Origin of the sequence: Bradyrhizobium archetypum (assembly GCF_013114835.1) — a bacterium.
In the GTDB taxonomy this organism is placed as follows: Bacteria; Pseudomonadota; Alphaproteobacteria; order Rhizobiales; family Xanthobacteraceae; genus Bradyrhizobium; species Bradyrhizobium archetypum.
The window spans coordinates 324,806-350,139 of record NZ_JAAVLW010000001.1 but is presented as its reverse complement, the minus strand read 5'-3'; the positions used below and the strand labels follow the sequence as shown (position 1 = coordinate 350,139).

The window sequence follows — 25,334 nt, the reverse complement described above, 5'->3', positions numbered from 1 at the left end:
TATTCCAATACGGGATTTCCAATACAGTAAGCCTATTCCGCTCGCGGCACGGCCTCAAGCACCCAGAAGTTGGGGGACGTAGTTTTTACGGGCGTGTTCGTCGGCGTCAGAATGGACCTGCGGCGACCATAGCGGCTGGCGTGCCGGTCAGCAATCCCGGCAGATCTTGATTTGCCGCTTCAGTCTTGCGTCCGCCTCGGGATCTTCGTTGGGCAGGCGCGTCCACTCTTCGTATGCCGATCTGGCCGATGTTTCCCTGGGCGCGGCTTCATTCAGCGGGCCGAGAATGATCTCGCGATCGCGATTGCGCGCGGTCCTTCGCTTCGGTTTGGACGGTCCAGCCTGTTCGCCATCTGCCGTCGGCGGTTCGCCCAAGCCGTCCCAGGCGATCGGTGCGCCGGTGGCGGTTGGCGTCGAGCAGCCGGTGCCGGAGGCGCAGCAGCCGGAGAGGGCAGTGCCGATAATGAGGAGTGTCAGGAATTTTATGTGCATCGTTGCCCCAAGTGATGCCGTGCAAGAACATGATCTGATAAACTATAAGCACTCAAACCTTAAGCTTTGACGTTAATGCGGCGAAAACACGCCAGGCAGCCGGCGCGATCAGCGCTTCGCGAGGCTGACGGCTGTGCCTTTTTCGCCAACCACTTTCACTTCGTCCTTCCCGCACTTGAAATCACGCGCAAATTGGTCGGCCGCCTGGCGCGCGAGTTCGTTGGCGTTGCGGTTGGCCTGGCCGTCGATATAGGCGACATGGCAGACCGGCCCGGGAGGTAGCCTGGTCACCGCCAGCATCGGTTTCGTGGTCGGATTTCCAGTCTTGTCTGGATGATCGTTGTCGGCGATCAGCCAGCGCTGAATGATCGCAAATGGCTTGCCGTCCACCGCTCGCCATTCAATGGTATGGGCGCTCGAATTGAAGGGGGCGAACCAGGCTTCTGCCGCGGGCTCTTTGGCGGCAGAAGCTTGGCTCGGCCCGACCGAGACAGTCTCGCGCAGGTCGTCGGCACTGATCAGCACGATCAACCCCGATTTGCCAGGGCAGACCTGCCTTGCGCTGCCGTTGGGGTCGCTGGACTTGCCGACGGTTCGGCAATCCTTCGGCGCGGTCGAGGTGTAGCTGCTGCTGAATGTTTGGGCGTTGGCCGGTAAATTCAGCCAAAATACAGCCGCGAACAGCGCCGCGGCGGCCGAAAGGACGAACTGCCGACGGGCAACGCGTTTCATCTCATGTCTCGCAATTGGAACTTCCAAGATCAGACGCGCGCAATCTGGGGAAGGTTCATGGCAAAGGTACGAAACACCTGACTTTGCCGCGGAATCGTCCTAGAAGGACGGCTTCGCAATTCCTCACTTTCCGAGCGTGCAGTCATTTAGTCGTCATGCCGTCCATTCCTCCGAACAAACCCTATCGCGTCGGCCGCTCCCGCACCGGGCTTGGCCTCTTCGCCACCAAGCCGATCAAGAAGGGCACCAAGATCATCCGTTATTTTGGGCCGCTCCTGGATTCGAAGAAGGAGGAGGAAGACGCGATCGAGAACAAATATCTGTTCGAGCTGAGCGGGCGCTGGACCATTGACGGCTCGGTCCGCGAGAACATCGCCCGCTATATCAACCATTCCTGCAGGCCGAACGCCGAGTCCGACGTCAAGCCCCGTAAACGCAAGGTGTTCATCCGCGCCATCAAGAACATCGAGCCGGGCGAGGAGATCAATTACGACTACGGCACCGACTATTTCAAAGCCTATCTGAAGCCGATCGGCTGCAAATGCGCCTCGTGCGAAAAGAAGCGCAAGAAAAAGCGCGCCGAGGCGCGGGCCGAGAAGGCCCGCCTGAGGGCCAAGGCCGAGCGCAAGGCGCTGAGGAAGGCGGAAAAGCTAGCGAAGGCTGACGCCAAGCTGAAGGAAAAATTGAAGGCGAAGGCTGCGCAGAAGAAGAAGCTCAATGGCCACGTGCTGAATGGCAAGTCAGCGAATGCCAAGCATTTGAATGGCAACAGCCGCGTCAGGGTTGCCGGGAGGAAGTCGGCGGGCCGGAAACGGCCGGTCTCGGCGCCACCGTTACAGGCCTAGGCTGTACCCGCGGGCCTCAGCCGCTGATCTTGCGCACCGATTTCGGCAGCGCCGAATTGCCGAAATCGACCGCCGAGCGCTGAATGATCGTGCCGGTTTCGTCGAAGACGACGCGAAACCGCCGGTGCTCGGAGAAGAAGGTCAGGCGATGGCGGCCGGAATCGCCATCCACTCCGCGCTCGGCAAGGCTCGTGATCCTGCCCGCGCGCATCTCCTCCCGTAGCAGGGACGGCGCGAGGCCGAGGCCCTCGGCAACGATGGACGCGTCGATCTGCACGACGCCATTTCGAACTCGATCGGTTTCATTCGTTAGGCCTGATGCTTCGTTGCAGTTCTCATGCGTGCACAGGGCTCCGCCTGGCCGGCGCGGGATAGGCGCATTCCGCCAGTGTGGTGGCATCAAGCTCGCGCATGAAGGCTTCGCGCGCGGCGGCGAGCTTGGCCTTCAGCCGGCAGCGCGGCCTCAGCACGCAATTGCCGCCATCCTCGCGAAAACATTCGACCAGTGGCGGCCCTTCGAGGGCGCGCACCACTTCGCCGATCGTGATCGACTGGGCCGGGCGGGCCAGCATGAAGCCGCCGCCGACGCCGCGCTGGGTGGTGATGAAACCGCTATCGGCGAGGTCGCGCACCACCTTGGCGAGATGATTGCGGGAAATGCCGAACTCGGCCGCGATTTCATTGGTGGCGAAAGAGCGATCGGGCTCGCCCGCCAGCCGCATCAGGGCGCGCAAGGCAAAATCCGTAAACGACGTCAGGCGCATAAGAGCCCTTTCCAAAGATCTGCTTGCAAATCATCTATAGCCGTCTAAATGAGTATTTGAAATACTTATTTAAGGGGCAGGTGCAGGAATGGAAGCGATTGTGGCGGGACCGGCGCGGCGTGAGCGCTTGACGGCCGAAATCATGGAGCGGACCGGCATCGATGAACCGATGATCGAGCGCCTGGTGCACGGCTTCTACGCCAAGGTGCGCGCCGACGCCGTGCTGGGGCCGATTTTCGGTGCCAAGATCAAGGATTGGGAGCCGCATCTTGAGCAGATGTGCGCGTTCTGGTCCTCGGTCGCGCTGATGACGGGCCGCTATCACGGCACGCCGATGGCCAAGCATCTACCGCTGCCGGTCGATGCCGCGCATTTCGATCGCTGGCTCGCGCTGTTCGAGGAAACCGCCCGCGAGATCTGCCCGCCGGAGGCAGAAGCGCATTTCATGGAGCGGGCCCGGCGGATTGCTGCCAGTCTCGAACTGGGCATCGCCGGCGCCAATGGCGTGATGCTGGGGAACGGCGAAAGATTTCGACGCAACCAGGCAGGAGCAGTCTGATGGCTTATCGGGCACATGTCGTAACGAACAAGGAGCAGGCCGATCCGTATTCTGGCAGCAGCCTGGTGCCGATGCTGGTGATCGGGCTTGTATTGACGCTCGCGGGGATGATTGCAGCGCTGGTGTTGAGCTGACATGTTTGCCCCGTCATTGCGAGGAGCGACGCGACGAAGCAATCCATCTGTCGTGTTTGCTGCGATATGGATTGCTTCGCGGCGCCTGTCATCCGGCGGCGCTTCGCGCCGACCGGATGCCTCGCAATGACGGGAAGGCTTACGCCGTCACCGTCTCACCGCTTCTACGCAGCCCGACATACTGCAGCTCGGCAAACACGCCGGTCGCAATCGCCTGCGCCACGATGAAGACCTGACCGAGCAGGTTGGGGCTAACCGCGCCAGAGAACAAGAGCGCGATGCTGCCCAGCGTCCACGCGGCATTGCCCACGATCACGAGCAACACCAGCGCCTTTGCCACCGTCGACCGCGTAGCCAGCCAGCCGACCAGCGCCGTATAGGCGATCAGGAACAGGCCGGTTTCGCGCAACAGGACTTCCGGCAGACTGAGCAACGGCGCGAACGCGCCGGCGCCGAGCGTCAACGCGACCGCGGCGACGCCACTGAAGATGGCGTCGGCGAGCAGGGCGCGGCTCAGGAAGGTGGACGGACGGATCATGACGATTCTCCTTTGCTTGGGTGGTTTGTTTAAGGGCAGGGATCAGCGTTGCATCAACGACCGAAGTTGACGCATCAGCCGCACAGGACACAGCGCCTTGCCGACCTTGTTCTCGATCGTCTGCATCTGCGCGAACACGAAGACGCCGGTGTCGTGCAGCATCGGCGCGGGCATGTTCAGCGAACGCGCCAGCAACAAGGTGGCCAGATTGACCACAAAGGAAGTCATGGCGGCGGCGAGACGGAAGAGGATGAGCATCAGCATGGGTCATCTCCTGTGTCCCCAAGATGAGCCAGCCTGTGACCCGTTTCGATTACCTCGGACGTAAGAAGGCAGACTGTTCGAAGACGTTCTAAGATGTTCGATGGTGTCCGCACACGCTCAGAAACGCTTGAAAAATCGGGGTTTCCGCGTACATTCATGTTCGTCACCGTTTGTTCTCGTTCGCGTCCAGCCGCCGACTTTGTTGGTATTTTTGTTGGTATCGGAAGAACAAACGTCGGGGCACAATTCCGATCTTCCGAGACGCGAGAAGTCGAAGCAGATGGCACGCAGTCAGGTTGGCGAGCACGCAAACCCCCAGCAGATCAGGACCGACGTCGACTGTCGCGCCGCCAAACCGAAATTCGAGAACGGCGCTTGGACCGCCACGAAAATTTCTGACGTGACAGGCGGCGGTCTCTATCTCTTCATCAAGCCGGACCTGAACAGGCCGGGCAAAGCCGCCTCCAAGCTCTGGCAGATGGCCTATCGCTTTCATGGCCGACAGAAGACCTACTCCGTCGGGCCTTACGGCGATGGCAACGACGGCACCTTTTCACTCGCCACTGCACGTCAGAAGCGCGACGTCGCAAAGGCGCTGCTCGCCCAAAGCCCACCAGTCGATCCCTCCGTCGAAAAACAATTCGAAAGACATCGTCAGGCGGCCGAACGCCCTCTGGGCGTGTGGATCGATGAATGGCTTGCAGAGAAGAAGATCGAGAAGATCAAGCGCGGCAGACTTGTCACAGTTCGCAGTCCTGAAACCATCGCGCTGCTCGAAAGATGGGCTGGTTATCTGAAGGGTCGTTTCGGCAAGCTCTGTCGGAAAGACATCAAACGCCCCGACGTTCTCGCTTTCTTTCGGGCGATGCAGGCTGAAGGCAGACTAGAGACCCGTGACCGAGTTCACAGTATCGGTTCGCAAGTTTGCGACTACGCTGACCTCGAAGGGGATGGCTACAATCCGTTCCGTGCCTGCAAGAAGCAGCTTATTGCCAACGTCTCGACGCCGCGGCCCGGCGTCACTGATCCGCAGGATGTGATTCGCTTGTTCAGGCTGATCATGCCGACATGGGCGAAGGCCAGATTTGGTGATGTCGTCGGTGATGCCCTTCGGCTCGATGCACTTACCATCCCGCGCCCCGGCATGATCAACAACATGGAATGGTCAGAAGTCGACTGGGATGCCGAACGGTGGACTATTCCTGCTGCTAAGATGAAGACCGGCTGGGATCATGTCGTGCCCCTGTCGCGACAAGCCGTCGCTATCCTGCGACGCGTGCGGAAAATCAACGGCAATCGGCGCTACGTGTTCGCTTGTGCCGAAGATGAGCCCTTGTCCAGTAGATCGCTTTGTTCTCGGCTGCGTGCACTCGGCATCGACACCAAAACCGAACATTGCGCCCATGGCTTCCGCACTACATTCTCGACCCTTTGTCACCATGAGGAGATCAAGGAAGCCAAGGCGTGGGATGGCGACGTCATCGAGTTGCAACTTGCGCATCTCGAAAGTGACTCGGTGAAGGCGATCTACAAACGGCACGGACCGCTGGCTCTGATCGGCTCGCGGACCAAGCTGATGCAGCATTGGGCTGACCGGATCAATCGCTTTGCCCTCCCAAAAAAGATTGTGCCGATCAAGGAAATCCTCGAAAGCTGTGCGAATTAAGAGCGCCTTCACGTTCTCGGCTCAATGCGAGGGAGGGTCATATGATAGGCCTCGATGGAATCGGCATCGACCATGGTCTGGCCCTCCATTTTGTAGGCGATGATCTTTCCCTTCTTGATCAGCTTGTAGGCCTTGGTCCGGCCGAAACCACCCCGCTCCAACGCCTTTTTTAACGGAATCAGGTTCCGTTTTTTGCGGGGCTCATCCGTCATCGCCATCAATCGCTCCCTGCTCGGTTATTCATTCTTCTCCGCCGCCCAATTGAATCAAGATCGGCGGTCTCGTGCGGCTAACGGCGGCGCTTCGGAACAGCGCGCGCCTGACATGCCTTTGTGAGTTTGGTTCTCGACACCAGATTGGTGACCGCAAGATTGGTGACCGCAACATAAAAACGAGTGGCAGGGAAGAAAGCTCCGCGTCGATTCATTCAATCACGGCATTCGCTCCTCTCTCCAGTGAAAGCTACGAAAGCTTCGAGTATTATGGGACAGCTGAAAGAGCCGAGGATCATTGAGAGCCGGTGAGATCGGAGAAGAACACAGCGATCATTTTCCGGTGACTGGATTTTCGCGTCATTTTTGGGTGTAACCAATTTTGCTGAACGCGCATCAAGCCGTCGCCTTTATTGCTTTAGCTCGCACAATTTTGGCCATGATGAACTGGACAGGCCGGCCGCGTCGCAAATTGGCTTATTTACGCGATAGTAAGCACATGGTGCCGGTAAGCGCGCTCCTCAAAATCGCGACTCTGGATACATGCCGCCGGAAATCTTGCCATTTGTTGAGGCAGGTCGAGGTCGCCCATTTTGCGGATATAATTTTCGACCCGCCGTTCGATGCCCGAAGACACTACACAGCAAAAAGGGTCGGCTAATCTGCGGCCCGACTTTCGAATTTAGAACGGCTGGCTTTTTCTCACGTGACCGCGCGTTATCTGCTTTCGCATGCCGTCGTCATTGTTCGCAAGGCGTAGACGCCGTTTCTTGACCAAGGGGTCTGCCTCCTCCGCAAGCGCCCGAACGACGCGCGCTCTATCCACATAAAATCGCTCGCCCATGCTAGTCCCCCTTGATATGAGAGGCACATGCCCGTTTTTGCGCCCGACAACAGTAATCCAAATCTCAGGCGACGAGGTCGCATTCACATTCTCGCCTTGTTCATTGTCGCCAATGCAGGCTGTCATGATAGAAGCCCGGCTCTGTCCCAATCCGATTCGGAGAAAGAATGGCAAAAGCAAAGAAAGTAGTTCGCCGCGCGTGGACGAAAGACGATGTTCGAAAAATGAAGACCATGGCAAAAGCAAAGTTAGGCGTCGCCAGGATCGCAAAGGCGCTAAAGCGGACGCCCGGTGCCACCACTGTGATGGCAGCAAAGCTAGGCGTTTCATTATCAACGCGCGCTTAACCTGTAGGCGACCGGCCGGGGGTGGCCTGTCGCCCATTTCCCGCATCGGTGAATCTGAGCGATTGGTGGCGGTCACGTCGGGGCCATTCAAATGTGGTCGGCTAAGCTGTTGATTTTTGGTCTAGCTCCAAAAAAACGTGAGTTTGAGAACCAAAGAATTATGAGTCGCTTCAAGTCTTGAAACCAAAGATTGCGAATCGCTCTTTGAATGGGCTTGGCCTTGGGTTCGGAATGCCGTGGGCCCCAGACATTGTAGATCGCCGCCAGGATCAGATGGCTAAACTACCGAGCATTCGGAACCTCGCTGTGCTTGTGAGGCGTTCGTTGAAGTCGGGGTGGTCCCAGGTGCCACAGCCCGTATCCCTTCGCGTTGGACACCACCGGCTTTCGCTGATCCTGGCGTCGAAGGACTCGTGCGTGTGGCCATAGAGCCAGAGGTCGGCCGGGCGCAGCGCGCCCCGTCCGTCGTCACGCAGAGATCATCAGTCGCGTTAGATCGCTGCAGTAGGCGGCGTCGAGGGCGAGGTCGCTCTCCGGACGCTGCGCTGTGGCGGCATCTGTCGCACCGGCGCATGGTGCATGACGAGGACCAGGCGGTCTCCGCCGCGGGGCTTGCGCATTTCGGCGTCCAGAAATGCCACAAAAATGAGATGCCTCGTGAGGGCGTGATGCGGCAGGAAGCGCGGCTCATAGTTTGAAATCCGGATCTTCTTGAAGTCGTTCATCCGGTCGCCGGCGGTCATCATCGCGATGCGCGTGGCCGTTGAGGCCGACGTCCGTCCAGAGTGTCGCGCCCGCGAACGTGACATCGCCGACGCGGACGGTTTCGTTCTCCGCAACGTGCACGTGCATTCCGGCAGCCGCAGCCCTGACCCTCTCGAGCGTCGTTCCCAGGTCGTGCCATAACGTTCGTGATTGCCCATGACGTAGATGAGGGGCCGGTCTGTCACGCGGTCGAGCAACCAGCGGACGCCGCGCTCGGCCCTGGGGACCAGGTCGCCGGCGACGATCAGCACGTCGTAATCCGGACGCGCCGCGCCGGACGCAGGTCCCAGCCCCGCGTGAGCTTGAGATGGAGGTCGGACATGACCCACAAGCGCATGGTCAGTTCCTCCCGCCTTCGCGGTCGAGGGGCTCGGCCCGGCTCAGGTTTTCGATGATCTCATACACGAGCTGGTCGGGAGCGCGAACTGCACCTCGCGCGAGCCGCAGCGCGGGCACTCGTGCCGCTTCGGGTCGTAGACGAAATCGCCTTTCTGGCCGCAAGCGCGACAGCGGAATCTGGCCATCCCATTCCTCCTCGATTCCGGGGTAGGCGGGATCGACGTCCACGAACGCATCGTTCTCCCGGTCGTAGCATCGGCAGGTGATCCGGCGCTGATCGCCGATGCCGTACCGGACCATGCCGATGTTCTCGAAGCCGGGACGGACCTCGGCAGGAGGCCGGCCTCGGCGTACCGGTAGCAGCGAGTCGTCAGCCAGCCGCCGCTGCGGAGGACGCCGACCTCGCCGCACACTTCTCAGGTGCAGGCGCTGCGGGCCTCGGCCAGATCGATCGCCTCCTCGACCTGGCCGTTCGCGTCCAGAGACAATCGGTCTGTCCAATACAGGGGGCGAGCCATATTTCTCTCTGATATGCGTCAACTGGAAGGTGCCGCCGTCGGCTTGGACAGCCGTCCGGATCTGGACGCAGCACCGGTCGATAAGGTCCTGCCATCCGGGCCCGCGCCCCCGCCCCCGCTATGGTTAACGAAAGGTTTCTCGCAGCGGAGGGGTCAATGGTCGGAAGGAAGAGGGCGCCGAAAAAGGGCAAACGAACCCCCATAGGGGACCGGGTTACGTTAATTGCGATGATGGACAAGGACATCATCGCGGACATCAAGTAGGTGGCCATCGACGAGCATCGGGCAGCCTGGGATATCATGGAGCAGGCCGCGACGGAGCTTCTGAAGCGGAGGAAAGCAAGGAGAACGCCCCGAAACTCTACTGTTTTTCCTTGCAGTTGAAGGAGCGTAACGGTTCAATCCATCGGCTCAAGGACCGATGATGAAGCTGTTTGGTTATCTTCCGGAGACCCTCTTCAAGCCTCTATCGGGGCCGAAGAAGCACGTCTACGCGCGCCTGCTGATGCGTCTCTACGAGAGGGTCTATTCGGCACGGATCCTCGAGACGCCGCTCAGGGAAGAGGTCGTGAAGCAGATCGAAATCGGCCTCTCGGAGTTCGGCATCGGATCGATGGGCGAGCTTTCCGAGGGCGACCCTGAGGAAGATCAGACCACGAGCCAAGCTCATTACCTTGCCTACTATCGACTGCGCGACACCGGTTGGCTCACAGAAGAGACCGAGAAGTGGCGCACCTACGTCGACATGAATCCGGACGCGTTCATGGTCCTGGGCGCGATCACCGACTTCGGCAACAGCCGGGTGCGCGTCGCCGGAGCCGTTGTCGACGTCAAGAACAACCTTGAGGCCGCGAACCGCGAGCCGGAGACCATGGCCCAAGGTCTGGCCAACGCGCACGACACGGCCCTGCGGTTCGCCCGCAGCATGCGCCGGATCCTCGCCGGCATGCGCGAGATCGAGGACCGCATTCTGGGCAATCCAAACGCGGCGGCCATCCTCCGCACTTTCTTCCAGGACTTTGTCGACGGGCTGCTGATCGCTGACTACAAGCAACTCAAGACGTCCAACAACCCCTACCGTCATCGCCGCACGATCGCATCGCTCGCGGGCGACATGCTCGCGGATGCCGCGCTGCTCGGCAAGATCGCACGCGCCTACATCGAGCAGGGTGTCATGGCTCCGGGCGCCACGATCGCCACGGCCGAGGAGCGCGTCGTCGCGGAGCTCGAAAAGATTAAGAGCGTATTCGAGGACGTCGGACCGTTCATGGACAAGATCGAGGACTTCCGCGATCGCCTCGAACGCCGCATCCGCACTACGGTCCACTACATGGACGTCATGGGAGAAGGGTCCGCCGAGCGGATCGTGCGGTTGATCGAGCAGCTCTCGAAGATCGGCAGCGACGAGGTCGAGATCCGTCTGAGGTCGCCGGATGTCGGTCTGCCGATCACGTCCCTCGCGCTATACACCCCGCCGCCGCCGAAGGCTCCTCCGGAGCGGACCCGCTTCAAGGTACCGAAGCAGGATCCCTATCTGCGAGCCTATGTCCAGGCCACGACCGAGTTCGACCGGATGGTGCGGGTGTCCGACCAGAAGCTGCTCGAGTTTGCTCGCCGGCAGATGCAAGGCCGCGATGCCGTGTCGTCCGCGGAGATCGAGATAGAAAGCATCCCGGATCTGTTCGCTTACCGGGCCCTGCCGAACCTGGCGGCGGTTGGTCGCTCCGTGCGGTTGGGCGAATTCACCATCACGCTCGAGGAGGAGCGCACCGCTAACGACTGGATCGACGTTACCGCCTTCCGCATCGAGAGAACGAGGACCTCCGCCGATGCTGCGTGATCTTTCCAAACTGATCGACGACGAGGATTCCGAGGGCGGCGACGGCGACCGGTTGCAGAAGGAGTTGCGCCAGGCCGCGCAGTCGCTCTGGCGCGCCCAGTTCATCTACGAAAACGACTGGGGCATGAAGACCTCCTTCGAGGTGCTCCGCCGCTACATGGGCTACTTCGAGAACCTGTTCGACGCCCTGGGTTACCGCGTCGTAGGCAGGCCGAACGACGGATACGTCGGCCTGGTGGCGAACGAACTGCCTCCCCGTCAGAGCATGAAACTCGACGAAAGCCTGCTCCTGCTGGTGCTGCGGCTCCATTACGAGGAGGCGTTCACGCGGTTCGAGGCCAAGGAATTCGGCGAGGTGGAGGTCGAGAGCGAGCAGATCCTGCAGATCTACGAGGACCGGACCCATCGCGAGCGGCCTAACTTCGGGCGGGTAAAGGAAATCCTGGCCGGCTTCAGGCAGCGCGGCCTCGTGAGGATCGAGGATCGGGACGACAGGAACTTTACCCTGTTCCTGCGGCCCGCGTTGCCGATCGTGGTCTCCAAGGACACGCTCGGCTCCCTCGAAGAGTTCGTCTCGCGCTCGGCCGCGGCGACGGCAAAGACCGACGCCACGAGCGAGGTGCAGGCGTGATCGAACTCCGTCGTATCATCCTGGTCGACTGGTATCTGTTCCGGGCGCAGCAGGTCGACATGCGCGGCATGACCGCGATCATCGGCCCGAATGGGGCGGGGAAATCGGCGATCATCGACGCCGTTCAGACCGTGCTCTCCGGCGCAAGTATGGCCAGCATCCGGTTCAATCCGAGCGCCCAGAGCAACGTCAGGAGTAAGCGGACGCTGCGCGACTACTGCCTCGGCGTGGTCTCGCTCGATGAGAAGGGCGAGCGGTCGGAGCCGACCAGGCAGCATGCCTACACCTACGTCATCCTGGTTTTCGAAGACCTGAACGACGGCTCCACAGTGAGCTTGGGCGTGGCTTTTTCGGCATCGGCATCGAGAAGCGACGAGTCCTGCGAGGCGCGCTTCATTGCCAGGTGCGCGATGACGAAGGAAGACATCCTCGCTGCGGTTGGCGACGATGAGGTCGAGACGCTGCAGTGGCATGCGGTGCGCACCGCGTTGCGGGCCCGGAATATCGAAGTCGACGACGCGTTCTCCAGCGCGACCGACTTCGTGGCGGAATCGCTCCGGGCCTTGTCGCCGGCGGGCTTCCCGCTCGACCCGAGGCGCTTTCAGAAGGCATTCCGGAACGCGCTGCTGCTGAAACCAGTGGACAATCCCACGGACTTTATCCGGAACTACGTTCTCGATGTTCAGCCCCTCCAGGTCGATAGGCTTCGGCGCGGGATCGAACATTGGCGTTCGCTGACCCGCCGTATCGAGGAATTGAGGGCGCAGAGCGCGAGCTTCGCCGGAATCCTCCGCATCGTCGGCCGCGCCGTCGAAAACGAACGAGTTATCGCGGTCACCAATTGGCAGATTGCCCGCCTTGAGTGGGAGAAGTTCCGGCGGGATGCGCGACGTCAGGAAGAGAACATTGCGCAGCTCAAGAGCGCCGCTGCAAAGGCGGAAGTGGAAGCCGTCGCTGCGTCGACCCGGCACTCGACGCTCGAAACGGAGCTCAAGGCCGTCGAGTTGTCGATCAACACCAGTGACGGCGAACAACTCGCCCAAATGTATGAATCGGACAAGAATTTCACCGTGGGTCAGCGCGCCAATGCAATGGCACCGGTCAACGAGATCGATGGGCTCATCGCCTCGATAAAAAGGGCCGTTGAGCGCAATCTGCTGGTTCGCCGGGACGATCTGCTGCATGCGCTGCTGAGTGCAGTCGTGGTCGCTCGGGGAAGAGCGCCACTTTCCGAATGGGACAAGACGCTCTCGGAGGACTGGAAGGATAGCGCTTCGCATCTGGATGCGGCGCTTGCCGCGGTCGATCAGGAACGGCTCGCGGCGGTCCGCAAGACATTCTCGGATGTCCATTTCAACGCCCGTGTCGCGACCAAGGATCTTCAGGATCGCATTGATCAGATCAACAGCAATCTCAAGCGAATGGACCAGGGACTGAGCGCCATCGAGCGTGGCACGCGGGAGCTGATCGACCAGCTTCGTTCGCATGGCATCGAAGCTGAACCATTGTGCGATCTGGTGGAAATCCGCGACGACAAGTGGCGGATGGCGGCCGAAGCCGTACTGGGGCGGTCCCGGGAGGCGCTGATCGTTGAGCCTAATCGGGCGGTCCGCGCCCTCGAAATCTATCGGGAAGGCGGGGAGTATTCGTTCCAGCACGCTGAGGTCATCAACACGACGAAGACTGACAGTACCAGGCCGGCCGAAAAGGGCTCGCTGGCGCAGATCATCAGCACGGAAAACCGGCACGCGCGGGCCTTCCTGAACTATCGCCTCGGCCGACTGATGATGGTGGAGACCATGGACAGGATGGTCGCCGCTGAGAACGCCATTACGCCAGATCGCATGATGCAGGGCGGCAGGACGGTCCGGCGACTTCCTAAGCCGGAGTACCTGAAACTCGGTCGCGCCACGCAGGCCCAGATGCGCCAGCAACTTCAGACCGAGCGGCAAGAGCTCGAGCTCAAGCTCGCCGAACAGGCTCGTGAGATTGGGCGCCTGGAAGAAGAGGCCCGTCTCTTCGAGGGCATGTTCGCGCAATTCCAGAAAGTACAGGGCGCGGGCCTGAGCTGCTTGTCGTGCGGCGCTACGCTGGTCGAATTCGATCGCAAGATCTCGGACGCCGAGAAGAACATCGAGGATGCCCGGCGCAATCGCGATCCCAAGCTCATATCAGAGCGAGATCGTCTGCGGTCTGAAGCGGGGACGGCCGCCCGGCTGAAAAACACGACTCAAGTGACCTTCAACGGGGCACAAACGGCGCGGGACCGCGCCGAGGGCGCATACGAAATCTATGTGAAGGAGAACCGCGACCACTTGTCGTCGGTCCGGCGCGGTCGCGCGCGCCAGATGCGGGATAGCTTTCCGCAGTCGACGGCCATGCGCGAGTACCGGGGGCAGGTCCCTGCGATCGCCACTGAATCTATACAAAACCTCATCGCTGGCTTCGTGGCCGATCGGGATCGCCGCTCGACGGATCGCCGCTCGAGTCTCATGCGCGAAATGACCGGCGCAATGAACAAGCATGGTCAGGAATTCCATGTCGTGCCGCCATTCACGGCTGAAGAAGCGACGCCGGCGGCCGTTGAGAAGTGGGCCGCGGCGGAAAAGCAGCGCCTCGAGACACATGAACTGGTCCAATACGAGGAGCAGTGCCGGAATGCCGCGACCGAGATGACCTCGGCATTCCGCGATGATCTCCTGCATCGCCTCGACGACGCCTTCACCGGCATTAAGGCCACCCTGAACGAGCTCAATCGTCACCTCAAGGATCGTCAGTTCCACGGGCGCGACTACTACTCGTTCAAGGCGCTGGAGGCCCCGACCCATGTCGACATGATCGAGCTCGTCGAGGAATCCAGGAAGTCAGAGTTCAATCTGTCTCTCTTCGGGGATCGCAGCGGCGACGCGAACTCTCCCATGATCCGGGCGGTTCGCCAGATCGAGGAGATCCTGTCGAATGTGGAGGCGCGGACCGAGGATATCGAGGACCCGCGCAAGTATTTCAATTTCGAACTCTACATCCAGGATGCCGAAGGCAAGATCCGATCGTCGCTGACGAGCCGTGCGGGCACGGGATCCGGTGGTGAAGGCCAGTTGCCCTTCTACATCGCCATCGGTGCCTCGTTGGCCGCCACGTACCAGAACCGGCGCACCGGCGAGAGCGGACTGTCGCTCGCCATCTTCGACGAGGCCTTCAATCGACTGGACACGAAGGCGATCGGTCAGTGCTCGGAATTCATGCGGGATCTCGGGCTCCAGGTCATGCTGGCCACCCCCGACGAAAAGCGTCACGTGTTCATGGAAGTGGTCGACACCGTCGTAAATGTGAACCGGCTCGGCAACCAGGTGATGATCGACACTGAATTCCTGACCGAGAAGGCCCGCGACGCGATCGTTGCGATCGACCCATACCGGAAGGGCTTCGACGTGTTCAAATCCGAGCTGATTGCTGTCGAGAAGGCTGCGGTCATCCCCCAGGACCAGGCGGCGGAATGACCGACGTTCGTACACCGGATGCCGTCGAATTCCTTGACCGGCTGCTGGAGCGGAGCGAGCGCAACCCTGATCGCTCCCGGCCGGCTTCCGCGGCTCCGGAGTACGACAGGCTATCGACCGCGCAGCAGGTTAGCCGCTTCCACGATCAGATGGCGGCGGCGGAGAGGTTCGGCGCCGTCGAACTGCTGCGGGGCAAGAGAGACCGGAGCCATCTGATCGAGCGGGTTCGCGTGCGCGATCCTGAACTGCTGGCCAGACACCTGGGGCGTCCGCCGGCGCCAGCGACCGCGCAGCGCGTCCGGAACGAGCTGCTTCCGGTCGCTACGGCCGGTGAGCCGTGGGTGGTCGGCCTATTGGATGAAATGACGGCTAGGTGGACCCGCAACGAGCCCGCCTATCGCCTGGCGGCCGGCCAGGCCGATGCCGCCAAGGAGTTCTTCACGCTGTTGGCGTCCATCTCGCGGCAGGAGGCCAAAGGACTGGACGCGCGAACCTTCTCCCAAAAGGCGACGAACGACACGAAGGCGTTCGATCGGCACGCTTCGCGGCTCGCCGCCGTTCTCGGCGTCCAGATCGGGCAGCCCGGTGCAGCGGCGGACGTAGTCTGGGCGCACATCGGCCTGGAGCGTTTCAGCCACCCTGTTCATCTGAAAGGGCCTATTGTCGTGGACGGGGCCAGTGGCCGCGTGGTCGACGGTCGCGCCAAGCCGTTCGCATCAATCCATCCGGAGATGCTCTCGCAGCTATCGGTCTTGGTGCGGCCGACGGCCGTCCTGACGATCGAGAACTACGCGAGTTTCAATCGGCAGGTTCGCGAGATCGAGGACGGCAGCCTGGTCGTCTACACCGGCGGTTTCCCGGCGGCGGGAGTCATCGAGCTCCTGTCGAAGGTTCTGCTGACCGTGCCCGCCGAGGTGCCGTTCCTTCACTGGGGCGATGTAGATGCCGGCGGTCTGCGGATTTTCAGGTATTTGGAGGAAAACTTGCCGCGTGGGCCGCAGCCGCACCTGATGACCAAGGAGCTGGCCGAGAAGGCCGGGCAGCCGGCCGATCCGGAACCGAGCCTAGGGTCGATCGCGAGATCCGAAAGCGCTATCCGCAATTTGGCTGACTGGCTGGCGTTTGGATCCGATGTGCGCCACCTGGAGCAGGAGGCGCTGGAGCCGCGGTCCGTCGTGCCAGCTGCGGATCACGGCCTAGGCTGAGCGCCAGGAAAACAGGCGCAGGGGGAGCAGGTGTGCAGATGGAAAGGAAACGGTTTTGGGGCAGGACGGCCGATCCTTCGCGCCTAATCTTCTTATGAAGTCAAAGTCATATAACGCACAGGCCTTCAAAACAGGTGGAAACGGCAGTGGAGTTTCTCGATTGCGCTTGCGACGATCGGCAACTCCATGGGACGGTCTTGTAATAACGGCGCCCATTGATCGGTGCCTGCATTTATCACGAAGCTGAGCGATGGGGCGACGTAGCAATAATTCGGCGGGAATGGGCCTATTGATCGTTTTGGGTCTCGTTTTTTGGGCCCTGAGCGCGGCGTATCACTTCGTCCTGCAAAATGGCGCCGCCATCGCAGGGTTTGCAATTGTTGTGGGGGTGCTACTCCTGATCTGGTCGATAGGGGCGCGGGCGCTGTCTTCGGGCAAAGCTCCCCCGCCGTTGCCGGCGCAGAGCGACCAGGGTTCAGTCGTCGCGCCGATGAACCGGCAGGCAGCAAAGCGGGCTCCAGCGCGGTGGGTTGATCCTTCAGAAACTGTGGTCGTGCAGGGCGCGCAGATCCAGGGCGGGTTGTTCTATCTGGGCGATTTCGCGCAGTTGGACGACCGGCGCTCGACTGATCAGTACGCGATCAATCCGAAGCTCTCCGCGAGCGCAACTCGGCCTGACGTCGAAGGAAGTTCGATGCCCTATTGGCCGTCCTATGCCGCCATTACTCCTGCCGCCCGCCGCGGCTTCCTGAACTGGATGGCCGAAGGGCGCAACAGCCGAGCTTACGGCGTTGGACACGTGTTCCTTTTTTTCTACGGTCTGGAGCACCGCGCCTTCATCGAGACGAATCTTGCGTCGTTGCCTGCTCTCATTCAGGAAGTGGAGCGGCTGCTGACTGTCTACGCGGACAACAACTCCTTCCGCGGCTATGCCACGCGCTTTTTGAGCTATGCCAGAATAGCCGCCGGGATTCCGATCTCGCCGCCAACTCCTTCCCCGGAGCGGACAGTCACCTCGGAACTGGATGTCGCGATCCGACTGCACCTCGGGCGGGCGCTTCAGCAGGATGGAGCGCTCGGCCCCCACGACGCCTTGCTGTGGGCGCTTGCAATTCCGGACGTCTATCTTCGGACGCCCGCAGTCCGGTGCTTCGAGGAATTCGAGCGGCTCTTCCGCCATCGGTTCAACGAGCGCTATCCCAGCGGCCTTGCGCTTCGAGCAACGGGCAACATCCGCCTCAGCTACAAGGCTGCGAGCGGCGCGTTCGAGGTTCCCATAGCGGGTAGTCACGAGAGATATCCGGACATTTGCCAGACTTCGGTAAAGGGGCCGGCCAATCTGAAGAGGATCGTTCAGGAGTGCACGGACGAACTCGACAGCTTCAGTCGCTTCGTCGGAAGGCGTCCCGACTCCCGCGAGTCTATGCAGGCCGCGCTTTTGTTGCCGGAGCCGCTGCAACGAGACCCTGCGGATGGCCGCATTCACCTCTTTGGCCAGAAGATGCACCGCTCGATGGGCGAACACAAACGCGCCAGCACGAAGATGCGCAACATGCTGGAGGCGGCGGGCTTCGACATGCCGGCGAACGGGAAAGTCACGTCCACGCTTGCCGATCAGCTCGGCTCGGCTCTGGACCGTATCGACATCGCGATAGAGCCGGATCGCCGCTATGGGAGCGGCGTCCCTCAACTCGAGGATCAGGTGATCATCTTCAAAGCGGATGGCGGCGGAAAGGTCGATCCTGACCGATCCTGCTACAGAGCCGTGAGGGCTCAGGTCGAGGTGGCCGTCTTGGCCGCGGCCGCTGACGGCGATGCCTCCGCCGACGAGTTGAAGCGGGTAGTCGCAGGAGTTCGAGACGCCTCGGATCTATCCCCGATCGAGCAGGCACGGCTGATCGCCTACGCCGCGACCGTGTTCAACAGTCCGCCCAAGCAGGACCGGGTAATGCGCAAGCTGGGCGAGCGCAGCCCAGAGGAGCGCACGATCATCGCCGATGCCGCACTAGCGATCATCGCTGGCAACGAGAACGTGGATTCGAGCGAAGTGCGCTTTCTGGAGCGGCTCCATAAGGCGCTCGGTCTTCCGAAGGAACGGGTGTATTCCGCCTTGCATCGCGCAAGTCCAACCCAGGCAGCCGACGAGCCCGTTGCCATCTCACAAGAAGCCCGTGCCGAGGGGGTACCGATCCCCGTCTCGGAGGAGACGCCCACTCCGGCCGAGACGGCCAAGGCGCAGGCGCAGTCGGCGGCAGCATCGACGATCCGCATAGATGCCGCCCGGCTTGCACGAACGCAACGCGAGACCCAAACGGTTTCGGCTCTCCTAGCGAATATTTTCGAAGAAGACGGGCCATCGCCGCCCGAATCATCCCCCGCCGTCTCCGGCACCACCGGCTCGCTGGATGGGCTCGACGCCGCCCATGCCGAATTGGTCGAGCTCCTCGAAATTAAGGGATCCCTGCCGAGGGCGGAGTTCGAGCAGCGCGCGAAGGACCTCAAGCTGCTGCCGGACGGGGCCATCGAACGGATCAACGATTGGGCCTTTGACCGGTTCGAGGAGGCAATCATCGAGGACGGCGAGGACGTCGTCATGGTAGAGCACCTGCGCAACAGGCTGGCTGAACTGAGAGAAGCGGCATGAATCCATCCACTGCACGCCCGATCAAAGCGAAGGACCGGGACACCATCATCCAGGCGCTCGCCGCCGGCGTTGTGCCACGCATAGGGCTGCCGCACATCCAGGTCGGCCGCGCGGCGGAGATCACCGCGCTGGTTCGCGACATCGAACGGATCTCCGACGGCGGCGCCGGCGTTCGCTTCATCATCGGCGAATACGGTGCCGGCAAGACGTTCTTCGCGAACCTGATCCGTCTCATCGCGTTGGAGCGGAAGTGCGTCACCGTCCACGCCGATCTTGCGCCGGATAGACGCATCCACGCGGGCGGCGGACAGGCGCGGGCGCTGTACTCCGAGGCCATTCGCAATATGGCCACTCGCACTAAGCCGGACGGCGGCGCGCTGGGTGCGGTAATCGAGAGGCTGGTCACGGACTCCGTTAAGGAGGCCGCCGATCGGCAGCTTTCGGTCGAGACCGTGATCGATCAGAAGCTCGCTCCCATTCAGGATTTCGTCGGGGGATACGATTTCGCCGTCGTGCTGAAGGCCTATTGGCGCGGCAGCGAGCATTCCGACGAGACGTTGAAAACCTCGGCCCTGAGGTGGCTCCGAGGGGAGTTCTCGACAAAGACGGAAGCCCGCCAGGCGCTAGGGGTGCGGACCATCATCGACGACGACAACGTCTACGATTCATTGAAGTCTCTCGCCTGTCTGACGCGGCTGGCAGGATATGCCGGCCTGATCGTGATGTTCGATGAGATGGTCAACATCTACAAGCTGCAGAATTCCCAGGCTCGCAATCAGAACTTCGAGGAAATCCTTCGCATTGTGAACGACGCCCTGCAGGGCAATACCACCGGCATCGGCTTCATGATGTGCGGGACACCGGAATTCCTCCTCGACACGCGGCGCGGCCTGTACAGTTACGAAGCGCTGCAATCGCGCCTGTCCGAAAACCGTTTTGCGGCGAACGGTCTGGTCGACTACAGCGGTCCGGTCATCCGGCTGCAGAGCCTCACACCGGAAGATCTTCTCATCCTTCTGTCCAACATCCGGAACGTCTTCGCTGGCGGTGACCCTGCGAAGTTCCTGGTGCCGGACGACGCCTTGACCGCCTTCATGGATCACTGCAATCGCCGCATCGGAGAGGCGTATTTCAGGACTCCGCGCACCACCGTCCGTGCATTCGTGCAGATGCTCGCCGTTCTCGAACAGAATCCGGGAGCACGCTGGCAGGACCTGATCGGCGAGATCCAGATCGCGCCCGATGCGCCGGATATCGCCGTCACGGAGGAGTCGTCGCAGCCTGCGGAAGGGGAGGGCGATGAGCTCACCAATCTCCGCATCGGTAGCTGAAGGCGCCTATGATCGGCTCCATCCAAAGATTCGGCGCTGGATTCGCGAGCAGGGCTGGGACGAGCTTCGCGAGGTTCAGGCAAGAGCCATCGGGGCCATTCTCGATGGGTCAGGAGACGTCGTAATTGCGGCTGCGACCGCGGCTGGAAAGACCGAGGCGGCGTTCCTGCCGATCCTGACCTTGATCGCGGAAAGGAAGGGCGGCGGATTCTCTGCGATCTACGTCAGTCCTCTGAAAGCGTTGATCAACGATCAATTTCGGCGGTTGGACGAGCTCTGCGAAGCGATGGAGATCCCTGTCGTCAAATGGCACGGGGACGCCTCCCAGGCCGAGAAGAGAAAGGCCATCGCGAAGCCTTCCGGCATCGCGCTGATAACCCCCGAGTCGATCGAGGCGATGTTGACGCGGCGCCCTGGCGATGCGGCGCGCCTTTTCGGATCGGCCGACTTCATCGTCGTCGACGAGCTCCACGCCTTCCTGCAGGGGCCGCGCGGCCTGCATGTGGCCAGCCTCCTCAAGCGCATCGACGCGATGGCTCAGAAGCCAGCCCGCAGAGTCGGATTGTCGGCTACCATCGGTGATCTGACCCAAGCTACGGTCTGGCTTCGTCCGTCGGCCCCGCAAAATGTCGAACTTCTCGTCGCGAAGGCGGATTCTCCAGAGTTGCGGCTCCAGATACGTGGCTACGTCGAGCCGCCGGATCTCGACGATCCCGATCATGCGGAAGGAGGCAGCCAAGACGCTCATCCGCCTAAGCGCATCGCGCTGGACGCGATCTGTGACCATCTATTCTCGACCTTGCGCGGCACGAACAATCTGGTCTTCGGCGGGTCTCGGCGAACCGTGGAGTCGGCCGCTGACCGTCTTAGGCGTCGATGCGAGAAAGCGGGCGTTTCGAATGAGTTCTATCCTCATCACGGTAGTCTTTCGAAGGTTCTCCGAGAGGATCTCGAGATTCGGCTGAAGGACGGAAGCCTGCCGACGACGGCGGTATGTACGTCCACCCTCGAGCTTGGCGTCGACATCGGCTCCGTCAAATCGGTCGCCCAGGTCGGCGCGCCTCGCTCTCTTTCGTCGCTGCGACAACGTCTCGGCCGAACTGGTCGGCGGCGCGGGACCCCGTCGATCCTACGCGTGTACGTTCGCGAGCCCTACGTCGACGTCAAGTCGGGGATCCTCGACCAATTGCGTCCGAATACTATCCGGTCGGTGGCTGTGGTCCGCTTGCTGCTGGCTGGGTTCGTCGAGCCTGCTGCGCCCAGCCCGGAAACGACCTCCACGCTGATCCATCAAGTTCTGTCCGTCATCGCCGAACGGGGCGGCATCCGTCCGAAGCCGTTGTTCGATCTGCTGTGCGGGCCGGGACCGTTCAACTCGATCGATACGGCGGACTTCGCGCAGCTGCTGCGTCATCTGGGATCCGGTGAGGTCCGGATGTTAGAACAGGCGCCAGACGGCGTCCTGATGCTCGGTTCGGAGGGCGAGAAGATCGTGCAGTCGCGCGATTTCTTCGCTGTGTTCGAGAGTTCGGAGGAATGGCATCTCACCGCGGCCGGGCGCACGCTCGGCACTCTCCCGATCTCGTTCCCGGTTCACAAGGACAGCCTGGTGGTCTTCGCCGGGCAACGGTGGATCGTTCTCGACGTCGACGAGGCCGGAAAGGTCCTGTCGGTCGCTCCGCATCCGGGAGGCATGGTGCCGCGGTTCGAGCCATCTCACGGTGAGGCCGCGCACGACCGATTGTTGGCCGAGATGAGGGCGGTCTACCTCGACAACGATGTTCCGGAATACCTGGACAAGGCAGCCCAAGAACTGTTGGCCGAAGGGCGCGATACCTTTCGGGCGCTCGACCTCGATCGGCGCTCCCTCATCCAGGAAGAGCGCGACCTCCACCTCTTCGTCTGGAGGGGCTCGCAGACGACGGCCGTCTTCAGCGCTGCGCTCGGAATGGCCGGCTTGGAGTGCGGTGTCCACGATTTGGGAGTGACCGTGCCCGAGACCACGCCGGCGCAGATGGTTCCCATTCTCGAGAAACTCGGCTGCATGTCCGCGCTCGATCCTATGGACGTCGCAGCTTTCGTGAAGAACGTACGCTCAGGGAAGTTTCAGGACTTCGTGCCGCAGGCGCTCGCTCAGAAGCAGTGGGCACTTCAGAACGGGCAGTTCGTTGGCACGGCCACGGCAATCGCCAAGACTTTGCGCTGACCATCCGCCGATCCTCACTGGACGCGTGTGTAGCTCCGGGAAAGGCGATTATATACTTGACACCACAAGGCCCAATCCCTAGAATCGCCGCATTCACTAGGGATTTGGCACCATGTCTCAGTTCAACGCGCCCCACTTTCAGAGCCACGAAGCAGCCCGCGAGTACCTCGAAGGTCTCCGCTGGGGCGCTGAGCGCGTTTGCCCGCACTGTGGCACCGTCAACGAGTCCTTTCTGACCAAGAAGCCCGGCGTCTACCGCTGCCGTGTCAAGGAGTGCCGCAAGGACTTCAGCGTCACCACCAAGAGCGTGATGGAAAGCAGCCATATCAAGCTGCACGTCTGGCTACAGGCGTTCTTCCTGATGGCGTCCAGCAAGAAGGGCATCAGCTCCCATCAGCTTCACAGGGCCTTGGGCATTACCTACAAGTCGGCGTGGTTCCTGACGCATCGTATTCGCGAAGCCATGCGCGCAGGCGGCTTGCTGCCTCCGATGGGCGGTGGCGGCAAGGCAGTCGAAGTTGACGAGACTTTCTACGTTCGCCTTGAAGGCACTCCGAAGAAAGGCCGTTACGCTTGGGCCAACAAGAACGTTGTTCTGACGCTCGTTGAACGTGGCGGCGGCGCTCGCAGCTTCCACATTGACGGCGCTCGCGCTGGCGAAATCCTTCCGATCATTCGCGCCAACCTGAGCCGCGAAGCCAAGCTCATGACCGACGAAATGTATTCCTACAAGTACATCGCGGAAAAGGCCTCGACCACAACACGGTCAACCACTCCAAGGACGAATACGTCCGCTATGAAGGCGAAGACGTGATCTCAACCAACACCGTTGAAGGTTACTATTCGATCTTCAAGCGCGGCATGAAGGGCGTCTATCAGCACTGCAAAGAGAAGCACCTTCACCGCTATCTCTCAGAATTTGACTTCCGTAACAGCAACCGCGTTGCGCTCGGTATCGGCGACGGGGAACGGGCAGACCTTGCCATCAAAGGCGCGGCTGGCAAGCGTCTGACGTACCGGGGGCCTAACTAAACCCGATCTGTCCCAGTTTGCCCGGCGCTTTCTAAAATGGCGCTCTAAACTACCGAAACCAAAGCCGAAATTCGTCAAATACTGGCGTACCCGGCAGCCTGTGCATAAGCCGCACAGAACGGGAACCTCGCGCTGGACTGGAAAGGGAGAATCGCCTCAAAGTTGAGTCGGAAAAGCCCACCCCGGCAAGGGTGGGCTTCCGATACCGCAACCAACTTATGGGGTCGGTCGCGGTCTATTAGGGGTAGTCACCGCTGGAGTAGACTCCAGATTCTCCTATGCAGTCAAGGTCGGCTCCGCATTTAGAAAGGGGCCAGAATGGCTTCCACATACTGCGTGTCGTTTCGTCTTGCGAACAAAAGACTTAACGGCAAAACCTACGACGAGCGACGGCAGCAACTGATCGACAATATTCACACCAAAGGGTGTGGATATTGGGACGAAACTACCTCGTTCTTTCTCATTACCTCCGATCTCAGCACAGATGCCTTTGCATCGAAGGCGTGCAAGGGTCTGAGCGCCGACGAAGATATGCTGTTTGTTTTCGATCCCAGCGACATGTCGGCCTGTTACTTCGGTGCAGTCGAATATCCAGATGTTCTGCGCTCGTTTTTCCAACGATTGAAAAAGACGGCCTGAACCTCCACTGGCACACGGAGCAGTCGGGCGAAGTTCATAACTAGCCTAAGACGAATAGTTCTCATCGTTGCCCCGCTAACGAGAATCCCGGCTCACTTGCCGGGCTTCTTCTTCGCCTTGTTTTTCTTCGCTGCCTTCTTCGCCTTCAGCGGCTTATGCGGCGTCTTCATTGCGCCACGTAACGCGGCTTCAAAGCGGGCCTGGGTCTCTTCAGGAGAAAGCCTGTCGTCTTTTTTGTCAGACATTTGGTACAGCCACCATGCCGATCCCAATCTTACTCGATAAAGGTACCTTTAGGCTGTCCTGGGAGAACAAGAGAGTCCACAATGGTAAGTGGTACTTCGGTTTCATTTGCAGCAAGTGTAAAGCAAAAATTTTTGCACTGGACGACCCGACCCAAGGTCAAGCCAAGCCGCCGATCGCAATAGGACGAGGAAAATTCAGTGCGCCATGCCGTCAATGTAAGACGGAAGAACTGGTGTTTGAAGCCTCCGATCTCGTACCCTTGCAAGCCGAACAGGACGATGGCCCCGAGTTGCTTTTCCGCCGCCGCAAACCCTCTGGCAAAGCCAGACAGAAGCTATCCAATAGGTACCCTAAAGCAAAAGCGTCATTTGGTCTCAAGTTCATCGAGGAACGACCAGAATGCGCCGTCATCTTTGCGCGTTGCGTGGTCAATTGGAGTTACGTCGAAAACCAGACCGCATTGCTGTTGGCAAAAATACTAAAGATCAATACCGAGCCGGCGCTGGCAATGTTTCTGGCCATGCAGAATTCACGGGTCCAGGTTTCTGTTATCACGGCCGCTGCCAAGTCCGTTTTGTCCCCCGATGACTTCAGGCTCTTCCAAGCAATGATGAACATACGCCGCAGCGTAGAGAGCGCCAGAAACCACTTGGTTCATGGCGTGATTGGCGGCTCCATGTCAGTCGAGAACGGCATCCTGTGGTCAGACCAGAAGGACCATGCCAGCCACACGGCAATCGTTTGGGGCACCGACTATACGCAGATGGAAACCAAGCACCTTGATGAAGTGTTCGTGTATGAGGCCGACGACCTAGAAACCATCGCTCAGGACCTCGAATGGTTGCATGGTTTCATCGGCTCTTTTTGGGGCTACATTGGCTCTTCGAACGCTGAGTGGCGAGCTGAACGATACCACCAGCTATGTGCAGAGCCTCGTGTTCAAGCAGAGCTTCACCGCATGAAGCAGGCTGACAAAAATAGTCCATCAACTCCTGCGCAATGAGCTGACCCACCTCATTCGGAGCAATAAAGATTAGTTCGGGC

General features: G+C 60.7%; 24 protein-coding genes and 1 pseudogene. 15 read left to right on the top strand and 10 right to left on the bottom strand.

The genetic code is table 11. The features are described from left to right. Nucleotides 1-147: 147 nt before the first annotated feature. Together HCN50_RS01535 and HCN50_RS01530 are read right to left on the bottom strand one after the other, a co-directional pair. Entirely contained in the window at nucleotides 148-492 is a 345-nt protein-coding gene (locus tag HCN50_RS01535; protein ID WP_171707842.1) for a hypothetical protein, read from the bottom strand. 108 nt (nucleotides 493-600) lie between these two features. Further along, nucleotides 601-1,224 carry a hypothetical protein gene (locus HCN50_RS01530; RefSeq protein WP_235976698.1) on the bottom strand — a complete coding sequence of 208 codons (624 nt, stop codon included), beginning with the start codon at nucleotides 1,222-1,224 and terminating at the stop codon, nucleotides 601-603. Between the two features lie 155 nt (nucleotides 1,225-1,379). Here HCN50_RS01530 and HCN50_RS01525 point away from each other — a divergent pair, with 155 nt between their 5' ends. After that, nucleotides 1,380-2,069, top strand: coding sequence for an SET domain-containing protein (locus HCN50_RS01525; protein WP_171707841.1), 690 nt, complete (start codon nucleotides 1,380-1,382; stop codon nucleotides 2,067-2,069). Between the two features lie 16 nt (nucleotides 2,070-2,085). On the opposite strand, the gene HCN50_RS01520 is transcribed toward HCN50_RS01525, so the two are convergent. Together HCN50_RS01520 and HCN50_RS01515 are read right to left on the bottom strand one after the other, a co-directional pair. Further along, nucleotides 2,086-2,469 carry a DUF6522 family protein gene (locus tag HCN50_RS01520; protein ID WP_235976697.1) on the bottom strand — a complete coding sequence of 128 codons (384 nt, stop codon included), beginning with the start codon at nucleotides 2,467-2,469 and terminating at the stop codon, nucleotides 2,086-2,088. Further along, nucleotides 2,405-2,833 (bottom strand): RrF2 family transcriptional regulator, encoded by a 429-nt coding sequence (locus HCN50_RS01515; RefSeq protein ID WP_171707839.1) that lies wholly within the window; start codon nucleotides 2,831-2,833, stop codon nucleotides 2,405-2,407. Before HCN50_RS01515 ends, HCN50_RS01520 begins: the two co-directional genes overlap by 65 nt. An 88-nt stretch (nucleotides 2,834-2,921) precedes the next feature. Between HCN50_RS01515 and HCN50_RS01510 the strand changes: the two genes are divergently transcribed. Together HCN50_RS01510 and HCN50_RS34170 are read left to right on the top strand one after the other, a co-directional pair. Beyond that, a complete protein-coding gene (locus HCN50_RS01510) occupies nucleotides 2,922-3,392 on the top strand; it encodes a group III truncated hemoglobin (RefSeq protein WP_171707838.1) in 471 nt (156 codons plus the stop codon). Then, nucleotides 3,392-3,526 (top strand): hypothetical protein, encoded by a 135-nt coding sequence (locus HCN50_RS34170; RefSeq protein ID WP_283812036.1) that lies wholly within the window; start codon nucleotides 3,392-3,394, stop codon nucleotides 3,524-3,526. Before HCN50_RS01510 ends, HCN50_RS34170 begins: the two co-directional genes overlap by 1 nt. A 139-nt stretch (nucleotides 3,527-3,665) precedes the next feature. Here HCN50_RS34170 and HCN50_RS01505 read toward each other — a convergent pair whose 3' ends face one another. Beyond that, a complete protein-coding gene (locus tag HCN50_RS01505) occupies nucleotides 3,666-4,064 on the bottom strand; it encodes a hypothetical protein (protein ID WP_171707837.1) in 399 nt (132 codons plus the stop codon). A 42-nt stretch (nucleotides 4,065-4,106) separates the two neighbouring features. Continuing rightward, entirely contained in the window at nucleotides 4,107-4,328 is a 222-nt protein-coding gene (locus HCN50_RS01500) for a hypothetical protein (RefSeq protein ID WP_171707836.1), read from the bottom strand. Between the two features lie 280 nt (nucleotides 4,329-4,608). Here HCN50_RS01500 and HCN50_RS01495 point away from each other — a divergent pair, with 280 nt between their 5' ends. Then, complete coding sequence (locus tag HCN50_RS01495) at nucleotides 4,609-5,994, top strand: tyrosine-type recombinase/integrase (protein ID WP_171707835.1); 1,386 nt, start codon at nucleotides 4,609-4,611, stop codon at nucleotides 5,992-5,994. Between the two features lie 8 nt (nucleotides 5,995-6,002). Here HCN50_RS01495 and HCN50_RS01490 read toward each other — a convergent pair whose 3' ends face one another. Then, nucleotides 6,003-6,212, bottom strand: coding sequence for a helix-turn-helix domain-containing protein (locus HCN50_RS01490; RefSeq protein ID WP_171580622.1), 210 nt, complete (start codon nucleotides 6,210-6,212; stop codon nucleotides 6,003-6,005). A gap of 1,005 nt (nucleotides 6,213-7,217) precedes the next feature. Here HCN50_RS01490 and HCN50_RS01485 point away from each other — a divergent pair. Then, a complete protein-coding gene (locus tag HCN50_RS01485; RefSeq protein WP_171580623.1) occupies nucleotides 7,218-7,397 on the top strand; it encodes a hypothetical protein in 180 nt (59 codons plus the stop codon). A gap of 491 nt (nucleotides 7,398-7,888) precedes the next feature. On the opposite strand, the gene HCN50_RS01480 is transcribed toward HCN50_RS01485, so the two are convergent. After that, a complete protein-coding gene (locus HCN50_RS01480; protein ID WP_171707834.1) occupies nucleotides 7,889-8,413 on the bottom strand; it encodes a metallophosphoesterase in 525 nt (174 codons plus the stop codon). An 88-nt stretch (nucleotides 8,414-8,501) separates the two neighbouring features. Continuing rightward, the gene (locus tag HCN50_RS01475) at nucleotides 8,502-8,801 is read right to left on the bottom strand and encodes a hypothetical protein (protein WP_171707833.1); all 300 of its coding nucleotides are present in this window, start codon (nucleotides 8,799-8,801) and stop codon (nucleotides 8,502-8,504) included. Nucleotides 8,802-9,440: 639 nt separating this feature from the next. On the opposite strand from HCN50_RS01475, the gene HCN50_RS01470 reads away from it, so the two are divergent. From HCN50_RS01470 to HCN50_RS01430, 9 genes and pseudogenes are all read left to right on the top strand, one after another. Next, the gene (locus HCN50_RS01470; protein ID WP_311966955.1) at nucleotides 9,441-10,859 is read left to right on the top strand and encodes a Wadjet anti-phage system protein JetA family protein; all 1,419 of its coding nucleotides are present in this window, start codon (nucleotides 9,441-9,443) and stop codon (nucleotides 10,857-10,859) included. Next, nucleotides 10,849-11,490: a DUF4194 domain-containing protein gene (locus HCN50_RS01465; protein ID WP_171707832.1), complete on the top strand. Its 642-nt coding sequence runs from the start codon at nucleotides 10,849-10,851 to the stop codon at nucleotides 11,488-11,490. Before HCN50_RS01470 ends, HCN50_RS01465 begins: the two co-directional genes overlap by 11 nt. Then, complete coding sequence (locus HCN50_RS34410; RefSeq protein ID WP_171707831.1) at nucleotides 11,487-14,987, top strand: SbcC/MukB-like Walker B domain-containing protein; 3,501 nt, start codon at nucleotides 11,487-11,489, stop codon at nucleotides 14,985-14,987. The genes HCN50_RS01465 and HCN50_RS34410 overlap by 4 nt, the downstream gene beginning before the upstream one ends. After that, nucleotides 14,984-16,192, top strand: coding sequence for a Wadjet anti-phage system protein JetD domain-containing protein (locus HCN50_RS01455; RefSeq protein WP_171707830.1), 1,209 nt, complete (start codon nucleotides 14,984-14,986; stop codon nucleotides 16,190-16,192). Before HCN50_RS34410 ends, HCN50_RS01455 begins: the two co-directional genes overlap by 4 nt. Nucleotides 16,193-16,472: 280 nt before the next feature. Then, a complete protein-coding gene (locus tag HCN50_RS01450) occupies nucleotides 16,473-18,836 on the top strand; it encodes a TerB N-terminal domain-containing protein (protein WP_235976740.1) in 2,364 nt (787 codons plus the stop codon). Next, entirely contained in the window at nucleotides 18,833-20,167 is a 1,335-nt protein-coding gene (locus HCN50_RS01445; RefSeq protein ID WP_171707828.1) for an ATP-binding protein, read from the top strand. Before HCN50_RS01450 ends, HCN50_RS01445 begins: the two co-directional genes overlap by 4 nt. After that, nucleotides 20,136-22,373 carry a DEAD/DEAH box helicase gene (locus HCN50_RS01440; RefSeq protein ID WP_171707827.1) on the top strand — a complete coding sequence of 746 codons (2,238 nt, stop codon included), beginning with the start codon at nucleotides 20,136-20,138 and terminating at the stop codon, nucleotides 22,371-22,373. The genes HCN50_RS01445 and HCN50_RS01440 overlap by 32 nt, the downstream gene beginning before the upstream one ends. 112 nt (nucleotides 22,374-22,485) lie before the next feature. Further along, nucleotides 22,486-23,405 (top strand): annotated as a pseudogene (locus HCN50_RS01435) (IS1595 family transposase). A gap of 318 nt (nucleotides 23,406-23,723) precedes the next feature. Beyond that, on the top strand, nucleotides 23,724-24,044 hold the full coding sequence (locus HCN50_RS01430) for a hypothetical protein (protein WP_171707826.1): 321 nt from the start codon (nucleotides 23,724-23,726) through the stop codon (nucleotides 24,042-24,044). 92 nt (nucleotides 24,045-24,136) lie between these two features. Here HCN50_RS01430 and HCN50_RS01425 read toward each other — a convergent pair whose 3' ends face one another. Beyond that, nucleotides 24,137-24,289 carry a hypothetical protein gene (locus HCN50_RS01425; RefSeq protein ID WP_171707825.1) on the bottom strand — a complete coding sequence of 51 codons (153 nt, stop codon included), beginning with the start codon at nucleotides 24,287-24,289 and terminating at the stop codon, nucleotides 24,137-24,139. 14 nt (nucleotides 24,290-24,303) lie between these two features. On the opposite strand from HCN50_RS01425, the gene HCN50_RS01420 reads away from it, so the two are divergent. Continuing rightward, nucleotides 24,304-25,293 carry a hypothetical protein gene (locus tag HCN50_RS01420; protein ID WP_171707824.1) on the top strand — a complete coding sequence of 330 codons (990 nt, stop codon included), beginning with the start codon at nucleotides 24,304-24,306 and terminating at the stop codon, nucleotides 25,291-25,293. Nucleotides 25,294-25,334: the final 41 nt, after the last annotated feature.

Excerpts from the sequence above, each read along its gene's own strand:
- HCN50_RS01470 (WP_311966955.1), top strand. The coding sequence starts at position 9,441 with ATGATGAAGCTGTTTGGTTATCTTCCGGAGACCCTCTTCAAGCCTCTA.
- HCN50_RS01440 (WP_171707827.1), top strand. The coding sequence starts at position 20,136 with ATGAGCTCACCAATCTCCGCATCGGTAGCTGAAGGCGCCTATGATCGG.
- HCN50_RS01485 (WP_171580623.1), top strand. The coding sequence starts at position 7,218 with ATGGCAAAAGCAAAGAAAGTAGTTCGCCGCGCGTGGACGAAAGACGAT.
- HCN50_RS34170 (WP_283812036.1), top strand. The coding sequence starts at position 3,392 with ATGGCTTATCGGGCACATGTCGTAACGAACAAGGAGCAGGCCGATCCG.
- HCN50_RS01515 (WP_171707839.1), bottom strand. The coding sequence starts at position 2,833 with ATGCGCCTGACGTCGTTTACGGATTTTGCCTTGCGCGCCCTGATGCGG.
- HCN50_RS01535 (WP_171707842.1), bottom strand. The coding sequence starts at position 492 with ATGCACATAAAATTCCTGACACTCCTCATTATCGGCACTGCCCTCTCC.
- HCN50_RS01465 (WP_171707832.1), top strand. The coding sequence starts at position 10,849 with ATGCTGCGTGATCTTTCCAAACTGATCGACGACGAGGATTCCGAGGGC.
- HCN50_RS01505 (WP_171707837.1), bottom strand. The coding sequence starts at position 4,064 with ATGATCCGTCCGTCCACCTTCCTGAGCCGCGCCCTGCTCGCCGACGCC.
- HCN50_RS01430 (WP_171707826.1), top strand. The coding sequence starts at position 23,724 with ATGGCTTCCACATACTGCGTGTCGTTTCGTCTTGCGAACAAAAGACTT.
- HCN50_RS01445 (WP_171707828.1), top strand. The coding sequence starts at position 18,833 with ATGAATCCATCCACTGCACGCCCGATCAAAGCGAAGGACCGGGACACC.
- HCN50_RS01420 (WP_171707824.1), top strand. The coding sequence starts at position 24,304 with ATGCCGATCCCAATCTTACTCGATAAAGGTACCTTTAGGCTGTCCTGG.
- HCN50_RS01495 (WP_171707835.1), top strand. The coding sequence starts at position 4,609 with ATGGCACGCAGTCAGGTTGGCGAGCACGCAAACCCCCAGCAGATCAGG.
- HCN50_RS01450 (WP_235976740.1), top strand. The coding sequence starts at position 16,473 with ATGGGCCTATTGATCGTTTTGGGTCTCGTTTTTTGGGCCCTGAGCGCG.
- HCN50_RS01475 (WP_171707833.1), bottom strand. The coding sequence starts at position 8,801 with ATGGTCCGGTACGGCATCGGCGATCAGCGCCGGATCACCTGCCGATGC.
- HCN50_RS01530 (WP_235976698.1), bottom strand. The coding sequence starts at position 1,224 with ATGAAACGCGTTGCCCGTCGGCAGTTCGTCCTTTCGGCCGCCGCGGCG.
- HCN50_RS01455 (WP_171707830.1), top strand. The coding sequence starts at position 14,984 with ATGACCGACGTTCGTACACCGGATGCCGTCGAATTCCTTGACCGGCTG.
- HCN50_RS01500 (WP_171707836.1), bottom strand. The coding sequence starts at position 4,328 with ATGCTGATGCTCATCCTCTTCCGTCTCGCCGCCGCCATGACTTCCTTT.
- HCN50_RS01525 (WP_171707841.1), top strand. The coding sequence starts at position 1,380 with ATGCCGTCCATTCCTCCGAACAAACCCTATCGCGTCGGCCGCTCCCGC.
- HCN50_RS01510 (WP_171707838.1), top strand. The coding sequence starts at position 2,922 with ATGGAAGCGATTGTGGCGGGACCGGCGCGGCGTGAGCGCTTGACGGCC.
- HCN50_RS01520 (WP_235976697.1), bottom strand. The coding sequence starts at position 2,469 with ATGCCACCACACTGGCGGAATGCGCCTATCCCGCGCCGGCCAGGCGGA.
- HCN50_RS01490 (WP_171580622.1), bottom strand. The coding sequence starts at position 6,212 with ATGGCGATGACGGATGAGCCCCGCAAAAAACGGAACCTGATTCCGTTA.
- HCN50_RS01425 (WP_171707825.1), bottom strand. The coding sequence starts at position 24,289 with ATGTCTGACAAAAAAGACGACAGGCTTTCTCCTGAAGAGACCCAGGCC.